Source organism: Slackia isoflavoniconvertens, assembly GCF_003725955.1.
Classification (GTDB): Bacteria; Actinomycetota; Coriobacteriia; order Coriobacteriales; family Eggerthellaceae; genus Slackia; species Slackia isoflavoniconvertens.
In genome coordinates this window covers 126,885-150,159 of sequence record NZ_QIBZ01000003.1, presented here as the reverse complement: position 1 = coordinate 150,159, position 23,275 = coordinate 126,885, and the positions used below count along the sequence as shown (strand labels likewise).

Annotated in this window: 22 protein-coding genes and 1 tRNA gene; 21 read left to right on the top strand and 2 right to left on the bottom strand. The window is 57.3% G+C overall.

The genetic code is table 11. The features are described 5' to 3' along the window. Nucleotides 1-25: 25 nt before the first annotated feature. From dnaX to DMP05_RS02440, 9 genes are all read left to right on the top strand, one after another. The gene (dnaX, locus tag DMP05_RS02480; RefSeq protein ID WP_211326833.1) at nt 26-3,028 is read left to right on the top strand and encodes a DNA polymerase III subunit gamma/tau; all 3,003 of its coding nucleotides are present in this window, start codon (nt 26-28) and stop codon (nt 3,026-3,028) included. A 111-nt stretch (nt 3,029-3,139) separates the two neighbouring features. Further along, the gene (locus DMP05_RS02475) at nt 3,140-3,448 is read left to right on the top strand and encodes a YbaB/EbfC family nucleoid-associated protein (protein WP_114615190.1); all 309 of its coding nucleotides are present in this window, start codon (nt 3,140-3,142) and stop codon (nt 3,446-3,448) included. Between the two features lie 13 nt (nt 3,449-3,461). Then, on the top strand, nt 3,462-4,058 hold the full coding sequence (gene recR / locus DMP05_RS02470; RefSeq protein WP_123219000.1) for a recombination mediator RecR: 597 nt from the start codon (nt 3,462-3,464) through the stop codon (nt 4,056-4,058). Between the two features lie 849 nt (nt 4,059-4,907). Next, nucleotides 4,908-6,155, top strand: coding sequence for an arginine deiminase (arcA, locus tag DMP05_RS02465; RefSeq protein WP_123218999.1), 1,248 nt, complete (start codon nt 4,908-4,910; stop codon nt 6,153-6,155). Nucleotides 6,156-6,287: 132 nt separating this feature from the next. Continuing rightward, nucleotides 6,288-7,283, top strand: coding sequence for an ornithine carbamoyltransferase (gene argF / locus DMP05_RS02460; RefSeq protein ID WP_123218998.1), 996 nt, complete (start codon nt 6,288-6,290; stop codon nt 7,281-7,283). Nucleotides 7,284-7,299: 16 nt separating this feature from the next. Continuing rightward, the gene (gene arcC / locus DMP05_RS02455) at nt 7,300-8,253 is read left to right on the top strand and encodes a carbamate kinase (RefSeq protein ID WP_114615186.1); all 954 of its coding nucleotides are present in this window, start codon (nt 7,300-7,302) and stop codon (nt 8,251-8,253) included. 105 nt (nt 8,254-8,358) lie between these two features. After that, nucleotides 8,359-9,834, top strand: coding sequence for a YfcC family protein (locus DMP05_RS02450; RefSeq protein WP_123218997.1), 1,476 nt, complete (start codon nt 8,359-8,361; stop codon nt 9,832-9,834). Nucleotides 9,835-10,032: 198 nt separating this feature from the next. Further along, a complete protein-coding gene (locus tag DMP05_RS02445; protein WP_123218996.1) occupies nt 10,033-10,473 on the top strand; it encodes a GntR family transcriptional regulator in 441 nt (146 codons plus the stop codon). Nucleotides 10,474-10,482: 9 nt separating this feature from the next. After that, the gene (locus DMP05_RS02440) at nt 10,483-11,604 is read left to right on the top strand and encodes a DUF1648 domain-containing protein (protein WP_123218995.1); all 1,122 of its coding nucleotides are present in this window, start codon (nt 10,483-10,485) and stop codon (nt 11,602-11,604) included. Between the two features lie 287 nt (nt 11,605-11,891). On the opposite strand, the gene DMP05_RS02435 is transcribed toward DMP05_RS02440, so the two are convergent. Then, complete coding sequence (locus DMP05_RS02435) at nt 11,892-12,332, bottom strand: GNAT family N-acetyltransferase (protein ID WP_123218994.1); 441 nt, start codon at nt 12,330-12,332, stop codon at nt 11,892-11,894. A 211-nt stretch (nt 12,333-12,543) separates the two neighbouring features. After that, a tRNA-Val gene (locus tag DMP05_RS02430) sits at nt 12,544-12,618 on the bottom strand. Nucleotides 12,619-13,022: 404 nt separating this feature from the next. On the opposite strand from DMP05_RS02430, the gene cpaB reads away from it, so the two are divergent. From cpaB to DMP05_RS02360, 12 genes are all read left to right on the top strand, one after another. After that, a complete protein-coding gene (gene cpaB / locus DMP05_RS02420; protein WP_161957449.1) occupies nt 13,023-13,904 on the top strand; it encodes a Flp pilus assembly protein CpaB in 882 nt (293 codons plus the stop codon). After that, a complete protein-coding gene (locus DMP05_RS02415; protein ID WP_123218991.1) occupies nt 13,901-15,265 on the top strand; it encodes a CpaE/TadZ family protein in 1,365 nt (454 codons plus the stop codon). The genes cpaB and DMP05_RS02415 overlap by 4 nt, the downstream gene beginning before the upstream one ends. After that, nucleotides 15,262-16,581 (top strand): TadA family conjugal transfer-associated ATPase, encoded by a 1,320-nt coding sequence (locus DMP05_RS02410; protein WP_123218990.1) that lies wholly within the window; start codon nt 15,262-15,264, stop codon nt 16,579-16,581. Before DMP05_RS02415 ends, DMP05_RS02410 begins: the two co-directional genes overlap by 4 nt. Then, nucleotides 16,554-17,597, top strand: coding sequence for a type II secretion system F family protein (locus DMP05_RS02405; RefSeq protein ID WP_123218989.1), 1,044 nt, complete (start codon nt 16,554-16,556; stop codon nt 17,595-17,597). The genes DMP05_RS02410 and DMP05_RS02405 overlap by 28 nt, the downstream gene beginning before the upstream one ends. A gap of 43 nt (nt 17,598-17,640) precedes the next feature. Beyond that, nucleotides 17,641-18,270, top strand: coding sequence for a type II secretion system F family protein (locus DMP05_RS02400; protein ID WP_123218988.1), 630 nt, complete (start codon nt 17,641-17,643; stop codon nt 18,268-18,270). Between the two features lie 12 nt (nt 18,271-18,282). Then, nucleotides 18,283-18,552 (top strand): Flp family type IVb pilin, encoded by a 270-nt coding sequence (locus tag DMP05_RS10075; RefSeq protein WP_221182966.1) that lies wholly within the window; start codon nt 18,283-18,285, stop codon nt 18,550-18,552. Nucleotides 18,553-18,738: 186 nt separating this feature from the next. After that, nucleotides 18,739-19,257, top strand: a complete 519-nt coding sequence (locus tag DMP05_RS02390) for a TadE/TadG family type IV pilus assembly protein (RefSeq protein ID WP_123218987.1) — start codon at nt 18,739-18,741, stop codon at nt 19,255-19,257. Further along, nucleotides 19,254-21,137 (top strand): hypothetical protein, encoded by a 1,884-nt coding sequence (locus tag DMP05_RS02385; protein ID WP_148039677.1) that lies wholly within the window; start codon nt 19,254-19,256, stop codon nt 21,135-21,137. The genes DMP05_RS02390 and DMP05_RS02385 overlap by 4 nt, the downstream gene beginning before the upstream one ends. Nucleotides 21,138-21,469: 332 nt before the next feature. After that, nucleotides 21,470-21,655: a hypothetical protein gene (locus DMP05_RS09735; RefSeq protein WP_148039676.1), complete on the top strand. Its 186-nt coding sequence runs from the start codon at nt 21,470-21,472 to the stop codon at nt 21,653-21,655. Then, nucleotides 21,652-21,960, top strand: a complete 309-nt coding sequence (locus DMP05_RS02375) for a DUF192 domain-containing protein (protein WP_114615173.1) — start codon at nt 21,652-21,654, stop codon at nt 21,958-21,960. Before DMP05_RS09735 ends, DMP05_RS02375 begins: the two co-directional genes overlap by 4 nt. A 587-nt stretch (nt 21,961-22,547) precedes the next feature. Next, nucleotides 22,548-22,838 (top strand): FeoA family protein, encoded by a 291-nt coding sequence (locus DMP05_RS02365; protein ID WP_211326832.1) that lies wholly within the window; start codon nt 22,548-22,550, stop codon nt 22,836-22,838. Nucleotides 22,839-22,951: 113 nt separating this feature from the next. Beyond that, nucleotides 22,952-23,188 (top strand): FeoA family protein, encoded by a 237-nt coding sequence (locus DMP05_RS02360; RefSeq protein WP_114615171.1) that lies wholly within the window; start codon nt 22,952-22,954, stop codon nt 23,186-23,188. Nucleotides 23,189-23,275 lie beyond the last annotated feature (87 nt).

Below are 23,275 nucleotides of genomic sequence, written 5' to 3'. Positions count from 1 at the left end.
CACACGAATGCGAAGGACCTACGCGATGTCGGAAGCCTTATACCGCAAGTACCGCCCGCAAACGTTTGAAGACGTGGTGGGCCAAACCCATATCGAGCGCACGCTCAAAAACGCCATCGAGCAAGACAAAGTAGGCCACGCCTACATGTTCTGCGGCCCCCGCGGCACGGGCAAAACCACGACGGCGCGTCTGCTCGCCAAGGCGCTTTTGTGCGAGAAGGGGCCCACGCCCGCTCCTGATGGCACGTGCGAACAGTGCCTCGCCATTGCCGAGGGCAACCATCCCGATGTCTACGAGCTTGACGCGGCAAGCCGCACGGGCGTCGATAATGTGCGCGAGGAAATTATCGGTCGCGTTCAATATGCTCCCACGCGCGGGCGCTACAAGGTCTATATCATCGACGAGGTTCACATGCTCTCGATCGCGGCGTTTAACGCGCTGCTGAAAACGCTCGAAGAACCCCCGAGCCACGTGGTGTTCATCATGTGCACCACCGATCCTCAAAAAGTTCCCGAAACCATTCAATCGCGCTGTCAGCGCTTTGATTTCCACCGTCTGAGCAACGAGGAAATCATCGCCCGCCTTGGTGCTGTGTGCACGGCGGAAGACGTGCAGTTCGAAGGCGACGCCCTTGATTTGGTGGCGCATCGCGCCCAGGGCGGAATGCGCGATGCGCTTACCATGCTCGAACAGCTTATCGCGTTCGGCGACGGCAACGTGACCATGGAAGTTGCCAACGATGTTCTGGGCTCGCTCGACGTCGACGATATGAGCGGCATTGTTCGATCGATTGCCACGCGCGATGCGGCGGCGTGCTTCACCTGGGTTTCCGAATATGTGGAAACGGGCGCCGACTTGGCTCGATTCGTGCGCGACTTGGCCGCGTACGTGCGCGATTTGTATGTGCTGTCGCTCACTGATGGGGCGGTTGCCGTGAACGCGCCGCAAAGCTCGCTGCCGCGCATGTCGGGCGAGGCTCAAATGTTTGGAATCGATCGCCTCGCGTATATCTTGCGCGTGCTGGGCGATTTGAATACGGAATTGCGCACGTCGACCAATCCGCGCCTGTCGTTTGAGATTGGCCTCACGCGCATGGTGCGCCCGCAAAGCGACCTTACGCTTGAATCGCTTGCTGCGCGCGTCGAAGTACTCGAGCGCGCGCTGGCGCAGGGCGCGGCTGCAGCACCTGCTGCAGCTCAGCCTGCCGCCATGGCGCAGCAGCCGGCGAGCGTTCCTCCTGCAGCGAATGCAGGGTATAGACAGCCCACTGCGGCTCCCGCTGCAACCGCCCAGCCCGCAGTGGTCCCGTCGCCCGCCCAAGTTCAACCTACGGCAGCCCAGCCTGCCGCGCCGTCGTCGCCCGTCCAAGCTAGCCAATTCCAGCGTTCCATGCCGCGACCTGCGCAAACGCAGTCGGCGGCGCAGCCTGCTTCGCAGGGTACTGCCATGGTTGACAAGGCAGCGGAATTTCGCGCCCAGCTCGAGCGTCGCCGCGCCCAACGTACGGCTGTTCCTCAAGATCGGCCGCAGTCGCAAGGCTTTGCTCCGCAGGCTCAAGCTGCGGCACCAGCGCGCGCTGCGGCGCCTGCCGCTGCTCCTGTTGCCGCCGCTTCCGCCACGGCGGCCCCCGCTGCGCCCGCCGCTGTTTCTGCTGCTCCCGCTGTTGTGTCGAGCGACGTGAAGGCGAAACTTTCCAACCCGGCCGCCCTGCAGCGCGGATGGCAAACCGCGCTTGCCGATTTGAAGCGCCAGCGAGCCGCTTATGGCGCGTTGCTGCTTTCGGCGCGTATCGTGGCTGAGCCTGATGCGTCGGGAATTGCCATCGAATTCTCGCCCGAGAATTCGTTCGCGTTTTCTGCCGCCCAGAAACCCGACATTACCGCCGCAATCGAGTCGGCGCTTTCCGCATCATTCGGCGGCCCCGTTCCGTTCCGCGTGACTCAGGGTTCTGCGGCCGGTGGCGCTGCTCCCGTCGCATCTGCGTCCGCGCCGACGCCCACTGCTCCGGCTGTTCCGGCTGCTTCGGCTGCTTCGACTGCTGTGCACCGCGCTCAGCAATCGGTTCGAGCCCAGGTGCATTCGGCCGGTCCTTCGCGCCAAGCGCCGCAGGCCGTCGCCGCACCGCCGTGGGAAGATGACGTGGTGCCGTACACCGATGCCGATATCGCTGCCTACATGCCGGAAGAGGAGCAGTCCCCTTTTACTGAGCCTGATGCGAGCCTAATCGTTGGGGCGCCGTCGCATCGGGAAGCCGCGTCCCAGCCTAGCGAGCCTGCCGTCTTCGCGAAACCTGCGAAAAACAATCCCTTCGCAGGAAGGAAAATGCCTGAAGGCATCGGAAGGGGAGTGCCAGCGCAGCCCGAGGCGACGGCTCGGGCAACCGAGCCAACCGTTTCTTCGAGCGCTGGCCAGGCGCCGAAGACCGCGCCTGAAAGCGCGCCCGCGAAGAAGCGCAAAACTGCTGTCGACAAGCTCGCCGAGGCGGTTGCGGAATTCGGCGATGCGATGCTCGTGGTGGGCCCCGATCCGGTTGACCCGTTCCCTGTGGCGCTGGAGCTTGGCTTCGATTCTGCCCCCGACCCGAAGAAAAAGGCCAAGGGCATGGTGAAGCCCAAAGGCTGGCCAATGCCTCAAGATGCGAAGCTGCTTGAGGGCCGCGACCTTGATGCATTGCGCGAGGGCTGTGGCGGTGGACAAGAAGGGGAGGGAGAGTCTTCTTCCGACAGCTTGTCTTTGGCCCAATCCGTTCAGCCCGCGCCCGTTGCAGCAGCGGAGGCTGAGTCGCAGCTTGCGCCAGTCGCGGAACCTGAGTTTCCCGCTGAACCGCCCGCGCCCATTCCCGCGCCGCCTTCGCGTCCGAACCCGTTTGCGAATCGCGCGATGCCGCAGGGCATCGGTGGCGGGCAGGGCTCCCGCGAGCCCGCCGAATACGCGGGTGCATCCGCTGGAGCTTCGGGCGAAATGTCGGTCGAGGAGATTTTCGCGTCATTCGGCGTGAATATGGACAAGGTTACAGAAGAGCGATGACCTTGCGCGAAACCTTTCCCAAGCGAATGCGTTCGCGCGGAATATGGTAGGCTTTCAAGCCAGTGTGAAATCGCCGCGGCAGCGTGGCGTGTATCAAAAGGAGAAACGTTCATGGATATGAAGCAAATGATGCGCCAGGCGCAGAAGATGCAGGCCGAGCTTGCGAAGGCCCAGGAAGAAATCAAAACGATGACCGCCGAGGCCACCGCCGGCGGCGGCATGGTGAAGGTTGTCGCCCAGGGCGATATGACGGTGCAGTCCATCACCATCGATCCCGCCGCGATCGACCCCGAAGATGCCGACATGCTGCAGGACATGGTGTGCGCCGCCGTGAACGAGGCTCTGCGCGCTGTTTCCGCCCAGGGTTCCGCCCGCATTGGCCAGGCCACGGGCGGCATGAATATCCCCGGCTTGATGTAAGCGGGCGTTATTCGTGGAATCGGCTCCGGCCATCCAAAAGCTGCTCGACGAGCTTGAGCGCATGCCGGGCGTAGGCCCAAAAAGTGCCCAGCGTATCGCGTACTGGCTGCTCAATTCTCCGCGCGACTCCGCGTTGCGCCTCGCTGACGCGATCGTCGAAGTGAAAGATGCGGTGCATTTTTGCTCTCGGTGCTTCAATTACGCGGAAGGCGATGTGTGCGAGGTGTGCGCCTCGGCGAGCCGCGATGCCTCTACGATATGCGTCGTGAGCGAGCCTCGCGACGTGTCGGCGATTGAGCGAACTGCAGCGTATTCGGGCCTCTACCACGTGCTTGGCGGCGCTCTTTCCCCCATGGACGGTGTTGGTCCCGATGATTTGCACATAACCGAGCTTATGGCGCGGTTGTCTGACGAGAGCGTGGCCGAGGTGGTGTTCGCCACCAATCCCAATGTGGAGGGCGAGACGACCGCGGCGTATTTGGCGCGCCTTATCAAGCCGCTCGGCATTAAAGTCACGCGCCTTGCAAGCGGCCTGCCCGTTGGCGGCGATCTTGAATTTGCCGACGAGGTGACGCTCGGCCGGGCCATTGAAAGCCGCCGCGCGCTGTAGCGCGGCATCGAAGCAGCGCATTTATAGACTCACGAACAGAAAGCCTTCGCGGTGTGAAACCGCGAAGGCTTTCTTGCATTCTGCGATTCTTTTGCCAAAACTCCGCGTGCTCTGGGGAATCTTGTACGCTTGTGGGCTCTTGCGGTTTGCGGCGATTGATTGTCGACGCAGAGGAAGCTTGCCGAGGCGGCGCCGTTGGGCTTCGAGGCTCCTATTTGATACTGCTTTTACCCCAATTATTCGCGATTGGGGTAGGGACCGGCGATATTTCGGGGCAATCTCGCCCCTTCAGCAACCGAGGCGTTGTAGAATGCACTCATACACGGAGCCTTTTAAAGCTTCGGTGAACTAAGAGCCCTGCTTATAGGAGGGGAAGCGGGCTCTAGGCAAAGGCCATTCCCTGCGAATGGCCTTTTTTTAAACGTCTTTATGCGCGCATGACATATTAGTTTTCATATCATTCAGCAATTAATGCCCTTCATATACATCGTAATGCATATAATGACTTATGCTATACAAAACAGCCAATTCTGGGCGATATTCGGTATGCATATATGCAAACAATTTGCATATAATACGGTAAATCCTTGTCTATAAGCGATAGATTTGCAGGAATAGATAGGTACTGCAATATAAATCTTCAAAAAAGATATACAAAAAAGCGCGTTTTTATCCAAACCCTACGTGTGACAGGGTTTTGAAATGCATAAAAGAAGCCAAGAATACAACTAAGTGTGTTACACCAGGTCAGGAGCTTAAAAAAAGTCCTTGCGCTTTCCAAATTTGGGTGTCATTATGCAGATGTCGGCTTTGGGAAGACCGACAAGAGAGAGGAAAAAGGAGGCTCGTATGAATGGTATTCATGTAACGAGCGAAATCGGTAAGCTGAAGAAGGTGTGTCTGCATCGCCCCGGCGACGAGTTGCTCAATCTTCCGCCCGATGAGCTTGAGCGTCTGCTCTTTGACGACGTTCCGTACCTGGAAGTCGCCCAGCAAGAGCATGACCGCTTTGCTGAGATTCTTCGCGAGCAGGGCGTCGAGGTTCTGTATCTCGAGAAGCTCGTCGCAGAAGCTTTCGCAGCGAACCCCGGTGCTCGTGACGAGTTCCTCGACCAGTACTTGGCCGAGGCTGGCATTCATGGCCAGAAGATGCCCGCGATCGTTCGCGAGTATCTGAACACCTTCACGGACGACCTGGAATTCGTGAAGAAGACGATGGCTGGCGTTGCCAAGAGCGAAATCGACATGCCGCTCGCATCGTCCGCCACCCTTGACGATCTGGTCAGCGATCACAGTGACAAGCAGAGCGACCTGATCATCGACCCCATGCCGAACCTGTACTTCACCCGCGACCCGTTCGCGTGCGTGGGCAACGGCGTGAACTTGAACCGCATGTACTCCGTCACCCGTAATCGTGAGACGCTCTACGGCAAGTACATCTTCAAGTACCATCCCGATTACAAGGGCACCCCGTTGTGGTTCCGCCGCGACGCTCCGTTCCACACCGAGGGCGGCGACGTGCTCAACCTCACTCGCACCGATCTGGCTGTTGGCATCTCCCAGCGTACCCAGGCTGCGGCTATCGACCTCATGGCCCAGAACATCTTCTGGAAGACCGAGGGCTGCGAGATTGAGAAGATTTTCGCGTTCGACATTCCGGCGAGCCGTGCATTCATGCACCTCGACACGGTCTTCACGCAGATCGACGTCGACAAGTTCACCATTCACCCGGCCATCATGGGCACCCTGCGTGTCTACGAGATGACCAAGGGCGCAGTCGAGGGCGAAGTCGACATCAAGGAGCATACTGACTCCCTTGAGAAGATTCTCGAGTACGCCACCGGCGTCGACGGCATCAAGCTCATCCCCTGCGGCGGCGGCGATCCCATTGCGGCAGCCCGCGAGCAGTGGAACGATGGTTCGAACACCCTGTGCGTCGAGCCTGGCACCATTTGCGTGTATCAGCGCAACAACGTCACCAACGAGGTGCTCTACAAGGAAGGTCTCAACCTGCTGGTTGTTCCTTCGGCAGAGCTGTCCCGTGGTCGTGGCGGCCCGCGTTGCATGAGCATGCCGTTCCAGCGCGAAGATCTCTAGTTTCTAGCGCGCATCAAACTCTGTCATTAAGCGGCTTAGCTGCTTAAGAGCAGGCCCTGCGATACGAGTGTCGCAGGGCCTGCATGAGGCTCAAGGAAGGGATTTTCCCTTCAACCCAAGAAAGGAATCAAAATGGGTGTTAATCTTTCTGGTCGTCCGTTCCTCCGTCTGCTCGACTTCTCCACCGAGGAGATCGAATACCTGCTGAAGCTCTCCAAGAACTTCAAAGATATGAAGCGCGCGGGCGTTCCGCATCGTTACCTCGAGGGCAAGAACATCGTTCTGCTCTTCCAGAAGACCTCCACCCGTACCCGTTGCGCATTCGAAGTTGGCGCAATGGATTTGGGCATGGGCGTCACCTATCTTGATCCCAACAGCTCTCAGATGGGCAAGAAGGAGTCCATTGAGGACACCGCTCGCGTTCTCGGCCGTATGTATGACGGCATCGAGTTCCGCGGCTTTGCCCAGACTGACGTTGAAGATTTGGCCGCCAACGCTGGCGTGCCCGTATGGAACGGCCTGACCACTGAGTGGCATCCCACCCAGATGCTCGCCGACATCCTCACCGTCCAGGAGAACTTCAACTACGACATCAAAGGCCGCACTCTCGTCTTCATGGGCGACTGCAAGAACAACGTTGCTCGCTCCCTGATGGTCGTGTGCTCCAAGCTCGGCATGAACTTCGTGGCTTGCGGCCCGAAGCACTGCATGCCTGGCGACGACGTGGTCGAGGCTTGCAAGCCGATCGCTGCTGAGAACGGTTGCACCATCCTTCTCACCGACGATCCCAAGGAAGCCTGCACCAACGCCGACGTTATCTACACCGACGTTTGGGTCTCCATGGGCGAGCCCGACGAGGTTTGGGCTGAGCGCATCAAGGAGCTCGAGCCTTATCGCGTGACCGCCGAGCTCATGGCTCTCGCCAAGCCGGAAGCCATCTTCCTGCACTGCCTGCCTGCTTTCCACGACACCAACACCACGATTGGTGCTCAGAAGGCCGAGCAGTTCGGCATCACCGAGATGGAAGTTACCGACGAGGTCTTCGAGTCGAAGCAGTCCAAGGTCTTCGACGAGGCTGAGAACCGTATGCACACCATCAAGGCTGTCATGTACGCCACCCTGAAGTAGTAGCAGGAGATTCGCAATGCCTTACATTAAGTCAGATGGAAAGCGTATTGTCATCGCGCTGGGCGGCAATGCCCTGGGCAATACGCCCCAAGAGCAGCTTGAGCTCGTAAAGCACACTGCAGCCTGCATCGTTGACATGGTTGCTGAAGGCAACAACGTCATCGTCACTCACGGTAACGGCCCTCAGGTCGGCATGATCAACAACGCGTTTGCTTTCGCATCTCAGCATGACGAAAAAACGCCTGAAATGCCCTTCCCTGAGGCTGGCGCTATGAGCCAGGGCTACATTGGCTACCAGCTTTCGCAGGCTATTCTGAACGAGCTTCGTCGTCGCGGCATCATGCGCTCCACCGCTAACGTGGTTACGCAGACCGTTGTGTATCCCGACGATCCGGCTTTCCAGAATCCCACCAAGCCTGTTGGTGCCTTCCTGACTGAGGAAGAGGCCAAGGCTAAGGCTGCCGAGACCGGCTACACCTTCAAGGAAGATGCCGGCCGTGGTTGGCGTCAGGTGGTTGCTTCTCCGAAGCCCCGCCGCATCGTTGAGAGCGACGCAATTCAGGACCTCTTCGACGACGGCTACATCGTTGTTTGCACGGGCGGCGGCGGCGTGCCGGTGTTCGAGCGCAACGATACTTACGAAGGCGTTCCTGCCGTTATCGACAAGGACCGCTCCGCTGCCATGATGGCTGCCACCTTCAAGGCCGACATGCTGGTGATTCTCACCGCTGTCGAGAAGGTCGCCATCAACTTCAACACTCCCGAGCAGGCCGATATCGACACGATGGATACCGCCAAGGCTCAGGAATACATCGAGCAGGGCCAGTTTGCGCCGGGCTCCATGTTGCCGAAGGTTGAGGCATGCCTTGAGTATGTCGGGGAATACCCGCAGGGTAAAGCCCTCATCACGTCTTTGGACAAGGCCAAAGATGCAATTAATGGCTTGACCGGTACTACCATTACCGCCTAAGCCGATCAATCCCCCTCCTCCGGGCTGGTCGCTCGGGGGAGGGAGCATTCGCGCAGGGGAAACCGAAAAGGTTGCGCGGGTGCTCTCCCAGGAAAGGGGACTCCCATGGCTGAGAAGACTAAGAAAAAAAAGGAACCCATTAGCTCCTTTAGTATTTTGCTCATCCTTTTGGTCGTTCTGGCCGTTATTTCGTGGATTGCCGCGGCAGCCACGGGCGGTACTGTTACGGCTGCATCTCTGTCAAACATTTTGACATCTCCGATTTATGGCTTCACTGGTGCTCCTACCGATATTGTTGAAGGTGCTGCGAACCCCGACACCTTCCCGGGCGGCGCACTTGAGGTCTGCTTCTTCGTTATGATCCTGGGCGGCTTCTTGGGCGTTATGACCAAGACGGGCGCTCTCGACAACGGCATTGCCGTGCTCGTGAAGAAGCTCAAGGGCAATGAGCTCGTTCTCATTCCCATTCTTATGATTCTGTTCTCCATCGGCGGTACCACCTACGGCATGTGCGAAGAAACCGTGCCGTTCTACGTTCTGCTTGCAGCAACCATGTATGCTGCTGGCTTCGATGCGATGGTTGGCTCGGCAGTTGTTCTGTTGGGTGCTGGCTGCGGTGTTTTGGGCTCTACGGTTAACCCGTTCGCCGTTGGCGCTGCGGTATCTTCGCTCGTTGACGCTGGCATTCAGGTGAACCAGGGTATCATCATCGCTCTGGGCGCCATCCTCTGGATTTCCACCACGGCTGTGTCTATCATCTACGTCATGAAGTATGCCGCCAAGGTGAAGAAGGACAGGGGTTCGACGATTCTGTCTCTGCAGGAGCAGGAAGCTGAGAAAGAGAACTTCGGCAAGGACAACGCTCTCGAGGACGTCAAGCTTACCGGTCGTCAGAAGGGTGCCCTGATCGTGTTCGCCATCGCATTCATCGTGATGGTCATCAGCTTCATTCCTTGGGAAGACTTCGGTGTTGAAATCTTCCTCGGCTGGTCTGCCGTTATCACCGGCCTTCCGCTCGGTGAATGGTACTTCGTTGAGGCTGCGTGCTGGTTCTTCATCCTGGCCCTCATTATCGCCGTGGTTGGCGGTCTTACCGAGGCTGAAACGGTGAAGGCGTTTATCGACGGCACCGCAGACATGATGAGCGTTGTTATGATTATCGCTCTCGCTCGTGGTATCTCCATCCTGATGGCTGAAACCGGTATGTCTGACTGGATTCTGTTGAATGCTTCCAACGCTTTGCAGGGTGTCTCCGCGTTCATCTTCGCGCCGGCATCGTGGCTGCTCTACGTTGTGCTTTCGTTCTTGATTCCGTCGAGCTCCGGCATGGCAACCGTGTCCATGCCCATCATGGGCCCCTTGGCTGCGAACCTCGGTTTCTCGGTCGAGACCATGGTCATGATCTTCAGCTCCGCAAATGGCTTCGTGAACCTGTTCACTCCTACCTGCGGCGCGATTATGGGTGGCTTGGCAGTTGCTCATGTGCAGTATGGCACGTGGCTTAAGTGGGTAGGAAAACTGCTCGCGATATTGGCGGTCATCTGCTTGGTGATTGTCACAGTCGCAATGTGCATACTCTAGCGAGGTTTCTCCGGCTCTTTGCCTGGCGATAACCAAGGATACGATTCCTCCACGCGGGGTTGAGCCTCCGTCGTGTGGTGGAAAAAAGGAACGGTCCCGTAAGGGGCCGTTCCTTTTGTTTTGCTTGAAGGAATGACTGTATTTGTCCCTTCTTGTTATATCTGTTATAGTACAGGTATAACAAGAAGGGACATTGATATGTACATTGTTGTTAACGACATGGTTGATGAGCCGCTGTATATGCAGATTCGCTCGCAAATAATTGCCGGCATCGCACGAGGCGACCTAACGGCGGGCGATGCATTGCCAAGCGTGCGACGTTTGGCAAGCGATTTGGGTATTAACCTGCACACGGTCAATAAGGCATATGCCGTGTTGCGCGACGAAGGCTACATCGTGGTTAGGGGTCGTGCAGGCGCTTTCATAGCGGGGGCACAGGGCGCGAACTCGTCGAATGAAGCCGCAGATAGCCAAATGGACGATGTGCTGCGCGACTTGGCCACGGCCTGGCGCGCCCGGGGCGGCACGCTCGATGGATTTCTCGAACGCGCTGCAGCTCAAGCGAAATGCGCGTATGGGGCAAAAAGCGCCGAGGCAAAAGACGCCAGGGCGAAGACCCATTCTTCTTGTGGCGATTAGGGGGCAGCAATGACTACAACGACAATTATTATGTGTGCGGTATGCATGACGATTCCTCTTTGCGGAATACTGGCTGCCATAGTCCCCTATCTTCAACGTCGCACCGAGGTGTTTGCGGTAACGGTTCCCTCTGTCGCTCAAGATGATGTGTATGTAAAGGGCCTCAAACGGAAATATGCCGTCATAATGCTTACGGTTACGGTGGTGCTAACACTCGCATGCGCAATGGCGGCGTATGCTCAGCGCCCTTTGGTCCTCTTCGTTTTGCTTATTGGCGGTACCTTCGCGCTCATGTTTGTGTCGTATGGCCTCATGCTTTTCTACCGTCGCCGCATGGTTTTGTATAAGAAAGAGCGCGGTTGGGTTGCGCAATCGCAGCAATCTGTCGCTTCCCTTGGGGCAGAGCCTGAAGGCTTTCCGCGGGGGCTGTCGCTGAAATGGAATTTGCTCTATATTCCCGTGATTGTCGTTACGGTGGCAATTGCCGCTGTCGGGTATTCTTCCATGCCCGAATTAGTGTCAATGCATATAGGCTTTGATGGAGCGGTTGACGGGTGGGCTCAAAAAAGTGTGGGCGTCGTGCTGTTTCCCGTGCTGCTTGAGGCGTTTGTTGCCATTATTTTGACGTTTTGCCATTGGCAGATGTTTGCATCGAAGGCTTGGAAAGAGCCTGGTGCGCCTGCCTCTTCGGCCTGGGCCTATGGCATGTTTGTTCGGGCGAATTCAATTGTGCTGGTAGGCGGCGGAGTGCTGTTGACTATGGCCATGGGAATTGCTTTCGAGTTGTATATCGTAGGCGTTATCGGAATCGGCGCTGCGGTAATCGCGACGCTTGTCGCGTGTGCCCCGATGGTGGTTGCATCTATTGCGGTAAGCGTGGTGTATGGCCAATGCGGATCGCGCGTATTCCTTAGAATGCAAACGAGCGATGCCATGCTTGTCGACGATGACGATCATTGGAAGTTGGGCATTTTTTACTGGGCGCCCGAAGATGCGAGCCTGTTCGTGCCCGAGCGATTCGGCGTGGGTTGGACCATTAATTGTGCCCGCCCTGCAGCATGGGCGATTTTTGGAGGAGTCGTCGTGCTTACCGTCGCTTTTGTCGCAGTATCGATTCTGATGGTGGGTTAGGCGTTTCGCTGTGAAGCGCTCCACCGCAAGGGTCCTTCCCGTTCTGACTCGATGAGCGGGATGAGGCATGCGTTTCCTCGAGACACGTTTTTGTCCTATAAGCCGACTTTTAAGGCTTATGCAATGGGCGCCGGATTCGATCCGACGCCCATTTTCATTCAAAGGAATGCGCTAGGGTAAACCACCCGATATGCGGGTGGTTTCGACTAAGACGTTAGTCTGGTGCGAGCGCAGCCACGCCAAGAAACCGCTCGCCATACGGATGGTTTCGATATGGGGTGTTGTTGCTAGGGGCGCGAGATGGTCTTTTCCATCCAAATGTGCGGTTGGCCTTCGTCTTCGTAGTCGACTTCGCCGAACCGCGTGTATCCCATGAGTTCATACCAGCCCTCGAGTCGAGCTTGGGCATGCAGGCACATTTCGGTCGCCCCCGCTTCGATGGCGGCGCGTTCGCATTCTTCGACGAGCATGCGCCCAAAACCGCCTTCGCGCTTCTCTGGGAGCACCGCTACGCGGCCGACAGCCCAGCGCGTTGATCCTGCGGGTTCGGGGAAGGTGCGAGCGCAGCCCGCAGGCTCGCCGTCTTTGTAAAGCACGATGTGAATGCAGGTGTCATCGATGTCGTCAAATTCATCGGTGTAGCCCTGTTCCTCCATAAATACGCGACGGCGAATCTCGAATGCGTCTTCTTTAACTTCTTGTCCGCGCTTTAGTTCGACATTTGGCATGGCTTGCCTCCTTCGGTGTGAGCTTGGGGCAATGATAACGAAAAAACGGAAGAAGAAAAGTAGTGCTTGTGTGCGGCATGGCGCGATTTGTAGTGCAAATTGTGGTGCATAGCGATGCGAGCGAATGCGTTGAAGTTGAATTGATATCGCAGTTTGAATAAAGGGGAAAAAGAAAATGGCTGCTCAAACGAGCAGCCATTGTGCGTTCAAATGGTGGGCGGTGAGGGATTTGAACCCCCGACCCGATGCTTGTAAGGCACCTGCGCTCCCGCTGCGCCAACCGCCCGCGAAAATTAATTCTGCCATAACGAGCGTTTTTTGTCATTGGGAAAAGGGAAATGAGTCGAATTGTGCAGGAATGTACACGACTTAGGAAAAGGTAAAAAGGTCGTTTGAGCGCTCTAAGCTGCGCCGCCTTGCGTGGAGTAGTTGCGCGATTGGGGCAAGGGGCGGTTTTGCGTCGGTTTCGCGAAGCTGGGCATACGCGAAACCGACGGAATTTGACGCCTGTTCATACCGAAATTGCGTGCGAAATATAGGGAAAGCGAGGGATGCGCACGGCAAAACGCAGCGAAAACAAAGGGGAAATCGCATGTAAAGCGCATGCGCGCGGGCAAGGTTTGGGCAAGGCTTCGCTGCCATGATGTCGCAAGGCCGCATAAGCGGAAGACGAATCAAAAGGGGGAGCCAATGAGAAAAGGGCGAAACCTTGTTGTTGGTGTGGTGTGTGGAGTTGTTTGCGTGGCGGGCATGATGCTTTATGCGCATGAAATCGAACTGAATGTCGAGCAAGAACGCGCCGAGGTGCTTGCTCGTTACGGCTCTACGCAGGTGGAGGCCTATGTTGCCACGTGCGATATCGCTGAAGGATCGAAAGTCGATTCGACCAATGTGGAGCGGAGGCTCATGCCGGGCGAATTATTGCCCGAAGGAGCCGTCACCGACCTATCGCAGGTCAAGGCTCAACCAGCTCAGACGCGAATCTATTCAGGCGAGGTTTTGCTTACGCAGCGATTTGAGCAGGCAGATGGTTCGGTGCTGCAGGTGCCCGATGGCCTCTGCGCAGTGAGCGTACCCGCGAAAGCGGTTTCTGCGGTCGGCGGATCGGTACGGGCGGGCGACAAGGTGAATGTGTATTCCACTTCGGCGAAGTCGACCGATCTGCTTGTGGCCAATGTCGAGGTGCTTGCAACGAGCGCATCAACGGGCGCGAAAAAAGACGAAACAAGCGATGTTTCGTGGATAACGCTTGCGGCAAAGCCATCTGAGGTGAACGAGCTTATCGCGGCGGCGGGTGTGAGCGACCTGTATTTCACATTGCCTTCAGAGAAATTCGTGGCAAGCGATATGCGTTCGAGCGCGAAGGCTCAGGGTGGCGAGATGGCGGCTGACCCAGAAAACGCGGTCGAAGGCAACGAAGCCGGAAGCGAAACAAGCGCCTCGAAAAAGATGGGTGCTTTAAGCGAGTCATCCCTTTCGACGGAAAGCTCGACAGGGGAGGCAAATGGCGAAGAGGCATCGGGAGTCGAAGGGTCCTCTAAAACTCGGGTCGATGGAAAGAAAGAAGCGTGATTTCCGTGGCAAAACGTGTGGTGCTGTGTGCCGATGAAGAATCGCTGCGAAACCCCCAGCTGCTTGGTTTGGAAGAATCGAATCTGCAGGCGGTTTCTTGGATTGAATGCTGTGCGACCGCGGAGGAATGCCGTCGTGCGGCGCGGCGAGACGGTATCGAGGAGGCGTGGGTCGTTTCCTGTGACGACATGGAGCCGCTCAATGTTGCGGCGGCGCTGAAATACGACGATCCGTGCAAAAAGGTGTATTTGGCTTGCGCGGTGAACAATGGGTCGCTTGCAAGCAGGGCATCTCTTGCGAAGGTTGATGGAGTGCTTTCTCAAGCGTGCTTCGCCGATCGTTTTGTGTTTGCGAAAAGCCTTTGGGGCGAGCGAAGCCAGAAGGTCGGCCATGAGGAAGAGGGCTCATCGTTCGATTGCGGCGAAGGGTGCGGAAAAGAGCCAGGTGCGCAAGCTGCCAACGGCGCAACGGCTCGCGTCGAAGCGGATGAATGCGAATCGCAGACATTCTTAGGTTTGGACGCGTCGGCGCAATCGCGCAAAGAAAGGCGCCGCGTTTCCAAGGAGGGGGCCGGAACGGTTGTGGCGGTTGTCGGAGCGAGCGGGGGATGCGGAAAGAGCACTATCGCTTCATTGCTAGCTTCATTGTGCGCAAGGGCGGGGCTCGTGACGCTTGCGATTGATGCTGATTTGCAGTTTGGCGACATGCATCGCATGTTGGGCGTGCACGAGCCGGTTCGAATGGATGAGGTCGTTGCGAACCCGTCGCTCATGACGCGTTTGAACGAAGACGCGAAATCAACGGGGAAGCCATCCCTCATCGCGGCGCCCGCGCGTTTGGAATCTTCCGAAGAAATTGCTGGTGAGCTGCCTGATATCATCGATGCCGCACGGGGTGATTACGACGTTGTCGTGGCGTGCGCTGGTGCATTTTGGAGCGAAATCCATGCACGTCTTATCGAGTCGGCCGATTCAGTTGTCTTCCTTATGGACGCTCGTCCCACATCGCTCGAAGCCACGGTACATGCCGTTGAACTATGTGCACGCATGGGGCTTGCGACGAGCGGTTTCGTTTACGCGGTTAACAAGCACGAGCGTGAGAGCCTACTTTCTGCCGTTGACGCATCGTGCGCCCTGAAGGGTTCAACGGCGATTGAACTTTCGAACGGTCGACGCGACGTGGAAGAGCTTTTGGGTGCGGGCTTCGTGCAAGAATTCATCGAATCGAAAAATCCGCTTACAGACGAGACCGTAGCGCTTCTTGAGAGAATTCTTTCAGATGAGCAGGTAAAACGCGTATCTCAATCCCTTTCGTCAAAAAGTAGGCGTGGGCGCCTTTTCGGCAGAAAGGCAAAGCGATGACGCTCTCTTCGCGCGTTCGTCTTGCCGAGGCGGAAGGAACCGCGATTCGGGCGCGCGATGACGGATGGATGCTCGACGAATTGAAGGAAGATGTTGGCCGCATAATTCCGGGGGATGTGCTCGCGCGGCTTGCGGATGAGAATCCTCGCCGTGCGCGCAGCGAATTGCAAAGCGCGTGTAAGCAGGCATTTGCTTCGCCGCGATGGGCGGGTAGGTCGAATGAATTGAAAGCGCGGCTTTCTCGCGATTTGGAAGATATCGTATTCGGCATGGGCCCATTGCAGTCGCTCGTTGAAGATCCGACTATTACCGAGGTCATGGTGAACGGAACGTCGTCGTTGTTCATCGAACGGTCGGGCCTGTTGGAGCGCGAGACGGCGGTATTCACCGATGAAGCGCAGGTTCGCGCGCTTATCGATCGCATTTTGGCTCCGCTAGGTCGTCGCGTTGATGAAAGTTCCCCAATGGTCGATGCGCGCTTGCCTGGCGGACATCGCGTGAACGTCGTGATTCCTCCTATAGCCCTTGATGGGCCGACTATCACCATTCGTAAGTTCGCCAATACAACGATGACGCTTGGTGATATGCAGCGTGCGGGCTCGCTTGACGGCCGGGTTTCGCGACTTCTTGCTTGGGCTGTTCGAACGCGTAAAAACATCGCGGTGCTTGGCGGTACGGGGTCGGGCAAAACTACGCTGCTCAATGCTCTTTCGTGCGAGATTCCAGCAACCGAACGCATTGTGACCATCGAAGATTCAGCGGAATTGCGTTTTACGGAGCATCCGCATGTGGTGCGTATGGAAGCGCGCAAAACCAACGCCGAAGGCGTAGGCGAGGTCACGATTCGTGATTTGGTGCGTAACGCATTGCGTATGCGTCCCGACCGAATAATCGTTGGCGAGTGCCGTGGCGCTGAAACGCTGGAAATGCTTCAGGCCATGAATACAGGTCACGACGGGTCGCTCACCACGCTGCATGCCAATTCGCCCGAGGATATGATTATCCGTTTAGTCACCATGGTGCGCTATGGCTTCGATTTGCCTGTCGAGGTGATCGAGGAGAACATTGCATCGGCGATTGACATCGCGGTGCAAACGTCGCGTTCGCGCGACGGCAGGCGTTTCGTAAGCGCGATTGCCGAAATGCATCGTGGTGAAAATACGGCGTGCGTGGCCGACCCCGTGTTTACTCGGCGATCTCTTGAAAGCGAGGGAGTGTGGGCGAGGGCGCCCTCGTGGCTCGACGATGCGATAGATATGGGGCTTATTGAGAGCGGGGAGGTGGCGTCATGGAAGCGGGCGTGTTCGCTTTCGTAGCGTTTGCTGCGGCGTTTGGATGCGCGTTTGTCGTGGGCAGGTCGGTATTTCTTGGCCTCGAGCGCGCTATGGCTGCGACTCGCGGGGTCGCTTATGTCTCGCAGAAGGCTTGCGTGCGGGGCGCGGTGAATGACCGAGGTGCTGGACGCTTCGCGGCTTCGCGCGCCCGCGTTCGCGATGCGGTTTGCCGAATGTCGCTGTATTACATGAGAAATGGCGTTGCGTCGTTTCTTCCCCTTGGCAGGAGAATTGTCTCGACGCCCGCTGGGCAATCGTTTCGCGATGCCGCGAGGCTGGCGACGCGAAAAGGAGTCGACACAACGCCCGAAGGGCTTGCCTCTCTTTTTGTCGCTTCGGTGCTCATTTTCGCGGCTTTGCTGCTTGCAGTGTTTCGGTCGCTTGTGGTGGCGCTTTGTGCGCTGGTTCTTCTTGTCGTCGTGCTGCGAGTTTTATTGGCTCGCGCTATTGAAAAGGAACGCGCCCAATTGCGCGAACAAGTTCCCGATGCGTTGCGATGCATGGAGGCGTGCATGCATGCGGGCTTGTCGCTTCCGCAAACGTTTTCCGAGGTAGCTCAGCAAATCGACCAGCCAGCGCGTGGCCTTTTTGCCCGCGTGTCGCGCGATTTGGACCTGGGCTATTCGATGAATGAGGCCCTCGAACATTTTAAGCAAGTTGCCGAGTTGCCGGAGCTTTCTTTCGTTGCTATGGCGCTTGATGTGCAGTACGCGTGCGGCGGCAGCGCCACTCCAGTTTTGCGTTCGGCGGAAGAGTCGATTTCTCGAGATCTGGATTTACGTCGTTCCCTGCGGGTGCAAACGGCGCAAGCGAAGCTTTCGGCCCAGATTGTAAGCGTTATGCCATTCGCGCTCGTATTTGTTATTTCCGCGGTTGACCCGGCGTTTTTGCACCCGTTTTTTTCGAGCGCGCAGGGAGTTGTGCTGCTTTTGCTGGCGATTGCGATGCTTGGGGGAGGCGTGCTTTTGGTCCGGCAAATGCTCGCGGTTGAAATCTAGAGCGAGCTTGGCTGTTGTTCGGTGGATTGGTTGGGGGTGTGCCATGGAAGCGATTTTAGTCGTCGCGGTTGGTCTGTTCGCCGTGATTGCATTCGCGAATTTGTTTTCCTGGGGAGTCGATTGTCGACGTGAGATTCGCCGCAGGAAGCGTGCAAGAAGCGCTTCTGGCGTTTTGCCTTGGGAAAGCGAGGGGCGACGTGTGCTGTCGCATCGCCAAAAGGAGGCATACGAGCTGGCGCTTGAGCGCCACGCCCCAGAGATGATCGATGCGCTTGCTCTCGGCATGCGCGCTGGAATGTCGTTCGAGCGGGCTTTTCGATCGTATTGCTTTCGATTTGATGATGAACTGGCTCTTTTGTGTCGACAAGCGTGCTTGAAGTGGGAAAGCGGCTTGGTTTCTCGTGACGATGCGCTGCTCGAGCTTGGGATGCGCAGCGGTGTGGCGTCGCTCGAGCGATTCGCGAGCAACGTGGTTCGTTGCTTGCGCTTCGGGAGCCCGATGAATCGCATGCTCGAGGCGTTGGCGAGTGAAGCGCGCGGGTGTTACCGGGCGAAGATGGAAGAGAAAGTGGCCAAAGCTCCCGTAAAGATGCTTGTGCCAACCGCGGTGCTCATATTGCCAGCCATGTTGATCGTCGTAATGGCCCCGGTGTTTTTGGGGTTCGTGCAATGAAAAGGGGGAGTTATGGAATCGAGAATTGTGAAGAATGTAAACGCGCGTTGCGGTGCTGCGCTGCGACGCGTGGAGGAGATATGGGAGCGTCTGGGCGGTTGTGTGCGTCATCGCATGGCGCAGGCGCATATGCGCCTTATGAACGAAAAAGGGCAAGGCACCACGGAATATGCGATTTTGGTCGGAGTGCTTGTCGTGATAGCGATTGTGGCAATCACGATGTTTCGCCCAAAAATCGAGGAACTGTGGAATGCGATCGCCAACGGCATAAACGGGCTTTAGCGAGTGACCGAAATAGGTTGCCCAGCGCGGAAAATGGCCAGTCAACCGTTGAATATGCTCTGGTAGTTACGGCTTTTATCGCAGTTGCGATAGGGTTTTCCGCTTTCATCCATGCGATAGATTCCGGGGCTTTTGCCGACATTGTGCTGCAGCCTATGACCCATCGTCTTGCGAAAGGGGTCCTTGATGTGCTGGCGTTTTGAGGCTTCCGCATGTTTTCGCGGCACGCGTGGGCAGGCGACGGTTGAGACGGCGCTGCTCATTCCCGCGTTGCTTTTGGGCCTGGTTATTGCAGCGCAGCCTGGCATCGTGCTGTTCGATCGCGTAGTAATGGAGGCGGCTGCGGCCGAGGGTTGCCGGGCTCTCGAGACGGCTTCGGCCGCGGATGAAGGCGAGGTTGTTGAATACGTGCAGCGTCGACTCGGCGCGGTGCCCGCTGTTTCCGCTTTTCATGAGGGCTTGTGGGATGTTGAGGTACAGGGTGCGGGGCAGAGCGGCCAATGCGTTTCGGTGCACATTTCCCATGGGTACAGGCCCTTGCCGCTCGTGGGGCAAGGGATGGGTCTTTTGGGCCTTGTGGACGGCAACGGCCTCGTTCGCCAAGAGGTTTTTCGCGAGATGAGCGTTCATGACGAGTGGGCGTTGGAATCGGAATTCGGCCTTTCGTGCGAATCGTGGATTGACCGATGGGAGGAAAAAGCGTGATGCGTGCTGGAAGATCCAAGTCAGATTCTCGTTGCGACTCGTGCGTCGTTGCTGACTTGTTTCGCAATGAAAGCGGCTTTACCACTCTTGGCGCCGCTCTGGCCATACTGCTCTCGTGCTCGCTGCTCTTTTTCGGGCTCTGGACGTCGCGATCGCTTTCACGTGCGGCGGGTGTACAGGCAGTGGCCGATTCTTGTGCACTCGCCGCGGAAAACGAAGTATCTGAATTTGTGCTGGCAGTACGCGCGGCCGACGCCACGTTGCTCACTCTATCGCTTACGGGAATTTCCCTTCTAGGGGTTGGCACGGTGTGCTGTTGCGTTCCTGGCGCGCAGGCGGCAGGGTTGAAATTCCTTGATGCCGGGCGGGCGGTTTTGGGTAAGCGTGAAGATGTGGCTCGCGCAGAAGAAGCCGCGCTTAACGCAGCTCAGAAAGGCCTGGTGGTCGCGGCGCAGGCACAAGCCCAAATGGTCGCTTCTGAAAATGCCGAGACTATCGGGTTTGATGCGATTGCCTATGTGGAACTCGTGCCGTTCGACGCGCCCGATATATCGTGCGGCGCAGGGCGTTCTGCGGCGCATGCCGTCCAGGTCGCGCTTGATGAAAGCGCATCCATTTCCGAAGGCGCTCAGGCGGCCGAAGAGGCGGCCATGCAGGCAAATGACGCCTTGCGCGAAGGGTGGCTTGCCGATTGCGGGGCATACCCCGAGCCGTGCATGCGCGAGCGCGCCGAGTCGCTTGCGGGTATGGGCCTTGCTGAAAACCCCATGGCGAGCAGTGTGAACACCTGGTCGTATTCCATGGCGATTAAAAGGGCCCAAACGTATTACCGCCTGCGTGCGGAATTCGAGGCACCTGGGAATTCCAGCGTAGAGGAACGCGCGCGAAGTGCTCTGCGAGTGCGTTTTTACGAATACGCCCAAAAAGAGGTAGACGCGGCTTATGAGGTCGAAATGCCTGATGGCACGATCGAAGTGAGCATCCCGATTCTGCCGCGCAACACCAACGAGATGAAAGCGACAGATTTATACACCGATTCGGTCTATCCCGTTTCTGGTGGTGCTTTGCACGCTTGGGAGGGATGCCCGGCGGTAGCGGAAATCGAAGGGCTCAGCTCGATTTCCGCGCTCGATTCGGGGGTGTATTCCACATGCGAGACATGTGGCTTCGACGCGGCGTCCATGGGGTCGGTTGCTGCGGCGTCGACTTCTGTCGAAAACGGTTTTGAGCACCATTTCAGAAAAGTTGCTGAATCGGCACGTGATTACGAGCGTGCGAAAAATGAAACCGTGCGGGCGTCGGGCGAGGTTCGCGGTTCTGTGGGCGAAGTGCTCGATGCTATCGACGAGGCGATAAGGGAAGCTGCGGGCAATAGGGTGGAGGCGTATCCGCCAGGAAGATATGGTGCGCTTGCGGCGTTGGCGGGCGACTTGGGGAGTGAGCGGGGCGGTTCGTTTTTTGCGGGGCCTGATTTGGGGCAGTTTGCGGCAATATCCGCCTCCATTCTTATCGAAGATGAAAACGAAGATGTGCTCGCTCATCTCCTCGATGGCGTGTCGGAAGGCATAGGTCCGCCGCTTTCTGACGGGGGTGAAGTCGTGCTTGCGCTGTGGTCTGGTTTGCTTTCGGCATATGGCAAGGGTGCCGAAGGTATGTGCGATTGCGTATCTGGTGTGCTTGGTTCGCTTCCTTTGGTGAGTGCTGCCGGTTTGGGCGATTGGGCATCAGACCAGCTGATGGAGCTTCTTAATGCTGCGGGTCTTGAACCTGCGAATACGGCTGCTGCAAAAAGCGTGACGTCGAATACGTTGCCCGTTGCCGAGCGCGGGACGGGACCTGTCGCCGAAGCGATATGCGCGCTGAAAGGGGGCGGCTCATGAAGCGGACGGTCGCAAGCGGTGGTTCTTGCTCCTCGGGTGGGCGTGGTTGGCGTAGGTACTTGAACCCTTGGCGGGAAATATCGGGTTCGTGCTTGCGGGGCATGCACATAGGAAGGCGTCGTTCGAGCGGGCAAATGACGGTCGAGTTCGCGGTTGTGTTCCCGGTTTTGCTCATGGTGGGGTTTATCTCGGTGAACGCGTTCGTTTTTCTTGGCGATTGTGCCGCATTCGACATTGTGGCGAGGGATGCCATTCGGCTTCAGGCCGACGATGGCCAACACGAAGCGCAGGGCTGCGTGGAGATATGCGCGCGAATAGAGAAAGGTCTTTCCATGGAACACGAAGCCGTAAGCGTGACCAGCGAAAGAACGGCGGCGGGCCATATTCGCTATGTCGCAAGAACTGCGTTCTCTCCGCCTTTTCTTAAAGGCGCGCAGGTGTTTGGTGTCGCGGTTCCGCCGCTTGAGCACGAAGTGGTGTTTGTGGTGAGCCCCTACCGAGCGGGGGTGATCGCGTGAAAGCGGCAATCCTCTCGTCGTTTTCCAAGCGCTTTCGCGGGCTTTTGCCTGGGTCGCCTGCCCGCGATTCGTCGTTTGCGGTATTCGTGCCATGCCGCGACATTCACACTTTCGGCATGGACGCCCCCATAGACGTGGCGTTTGCCGACCATATGGGCAGAGTGCTCGTGTCGAGGCGCGCGGTAGGTCCGCGCGAGCGCGTGCGTTGCGTTTCGGCGAAAGTGGCAATTGAGCGGCTCGCCTCGACCGAGCCGTGGTTTGAGGTGGGCGATAACGTGTTCGCCGATATAGAAAGGAAGATCTAGCATGAAGGAATGTCCCGTGTGTGGAGCGCGCTGCTTTGATGACATGGAGGTATGCTACGGGTGTTTGCATGACTTCTCGCGCGAAGATGCCTCTCCAATTGGGCAAGTGGTCCCTTCCTCGTGTGACCAGGAGATTGAGGAAGCAGTAATGCCCTCGGGCGATCGACGAAGTGTGGTGCCTCGTTTTGCGGAATTGCCCACGCAGGTTTCGGGGCGCGCGCGGCAATCAGGCGGAAGCGTTGCTCGGGCCGAGCAGGCACGTTCGCCGCAAAGGCAGACTCACATCGTGGTGCCATTGGAGGGAAGCGGCGAGCCGCCCGTGATCTCTCAGGGGTTTCGATTGGTCATAAGTTTGGAGGCAGTGCCTCAAGTGTGAAGGCCGCCGTGTCGTTCCACCCGTCCTCTTGTTTCGTTTTGATCGGGCCGTTTATTCCTGCCGATTGATGCTGACATGCTCATGTTTTTGATAGCCATTAGAAACTTTTATGAAAAAGATAGCCAAAGTTTTCATTTTTATTTCCTGTGGGAAACTTTCGTGATATGGTGAGACGTCGTGATTACCTAAGGCTTACTTTTGGAGGCTCAACATGGACGGAGCAGTTATGGACTTGAGCGTTGAGGGTGCTGAAACTTCGCGCGGAGTATCAGCGCAGCAATTGCCTCTTACGTTTGTGTCGGCTGGCGAAACGGTCAAAGTCATTAAGGTTCGTGGCAAAAACGATCTCACCCACCATTTGGGAAACCTCGGTTTTGTTGAGGGGGCAGAGGTCAAGGTAATCGCGGGCGTTCAGGGCGATTTGGTTGTGCAGGTAAAGGGCGCTCAGGTGGCAATAAGCCGCCAGGCCGCAAACCATATCGTCACAACCGCTGGATGCTAGTTTTTCGGTATCGTCCGGCGCGATTTTCGCGCCGGATTTAGCTTTGGGCGAGTTGTCGCCTGTGCGGATACATATAAGGCAAAAGCTATACAGCCAAGAAGGAAGGAGCAGATATGGCTGAGGATCAGGCGAAAACGCTTCGCGACGTCAAGATTGGTGACACTGCGACCGTACGACGCCTTACGGGCGAGGGCGCGTTGAAGCGTCACATTATGGACATGGGCATCACCAAGGGCGTGGAAGTGTATGTGCGTAAAGTGGCACCGCTCGGCGACCCGATTGAGGTGACCGTTCGTGGCTACGAGCTGTCGCTGCGCAAGAGTGAGGCTGAGAGCATTCTCGTCAACTAACGCTGACGGGGCTATGGGGCCCACGCGTCAGTTGGCGAGGATTGGGCGCAAAGGCGCCATTTTTTAGGAACACGAATTTGCGATAGC

Coding starts and splice junctions, on each gene's coding strand:
- dnaX (WP_211326833.1), top strand. CDS start 26: ATGTCGGAAGCCTTATACCGCAAGTACCGCCCGCAAACGTTTGAAGAC.
- DMP05_RS02475 (WP_114615190.1), top strand. CDS start 3,140: ATGGATATGAAGCAAATGATGCGCCAGGCGCAGAAGATGCAGGCCGAG.
- arcA (WP_123218999.1), top strand. CDS start 4,908: ATGAATGGTATTCATGTAACGAGCGAAATCGGTAAGCTGAAGAAGGTG.
- argF (WP_123218998.1), top strand. CDS start 6,288: ATGGGTGTTAATCTTTCTGGTCGTCCGTTCCTCCGTCTGCTCGACTTC.
- arcC (WP_114615186.1), top strand. CDS start 7,300: ATGCCTTACATTAAGTCAGATGGAAAGCGTATTGTCATCGCGCTGGGC.
- DMP05_RS02450 (WP_123218997.1), top strand. CDS start 8,359: ATGGCTGAGAAGACTAAGAAAAAAAAGGAACCCATTAGCTCCTTTAGT.
- DMP05_RS02445 (WP_123218996.1), top strand. CDS start 10,033: ATGTACATTGTTGTTAACGACATGGTTGATGAGCCGCTGTATATGCAG.
- DMP05_RS02440 (WP_123218995.1), top strand. CDS start 10,483: ATGACTACAACGACAATTATTATGTGTGCGGTATGCATGACGATTCCT.
- DMP05_RS02435 (WP_123218994.1), bottom strand. CDS start 12,332: ATGCCAAATGTCGAACTAAAGCGCGGACAAGAAGTTAAAGAAGACGCA.
- cpaB (WP_161957449.1), top strand. CDS start 13,023: ATGAGAAAAGGGCGAAACCTTGTTGTTGGTGTGGTGTGTGGAGTTGTT.
- DMP05_RS02410 (WP_123218990.1), top strand. CDS start 15,262: ATGACGCTCTCTTCGCGCGTTCGTCTTGCCGAGGCGGAAGGAACCGCG.
- DMP05_RS02405 (WP_123218989.1), top strand. CDS start 16,554: ATGGAAGCGGGCGTGTTCGCTTTCGTAGCGTTTGCTGCGGCGTTTGGA.
- DMP05_RS02400 (WP_123218988.1), top strand. CDS start 17,641: ATGGAAGCGATTTTAGTCGTCGCGGTTGGTCTGTTCGCCGTGATTGCA.
- DMP05_RS10075 (WP_221182966.1), top strand. CDS start 18,283: ATGGAATCGAGAATTGTGAAGAATGTAAACGCGCGTTGCGGTGCTGCG.
- DMP05_RS02390 (WP_123218987.1), top strand. CDS start 18,739: ATGTGCTGGCGTTTTGAGGCTTCCGCATGTTTTCGCGGCACGCGTGGG.
- DMP05_RS09735 (WP_148039676.1), top strand. CDS start 21,470: ATGGAACACGAAGCCGTAAGCGTGACCAGCGAAAGAACGGCGGCGGGC.
- DMP05_RS02365 (WP_211326832.1), top strand. CDS start 22,548: ATGGACGGAGCAGTTATGGACTTGAGCGTTGAGGGTGCTGAAACTTCG.
- DMP05_RS02360 (WP_114615171.1), top strand. CDS start 22,952: ATGGCTGAGGATCAGGCGAAAACGCTTCGCGACGTCAAGATTGGTGAC.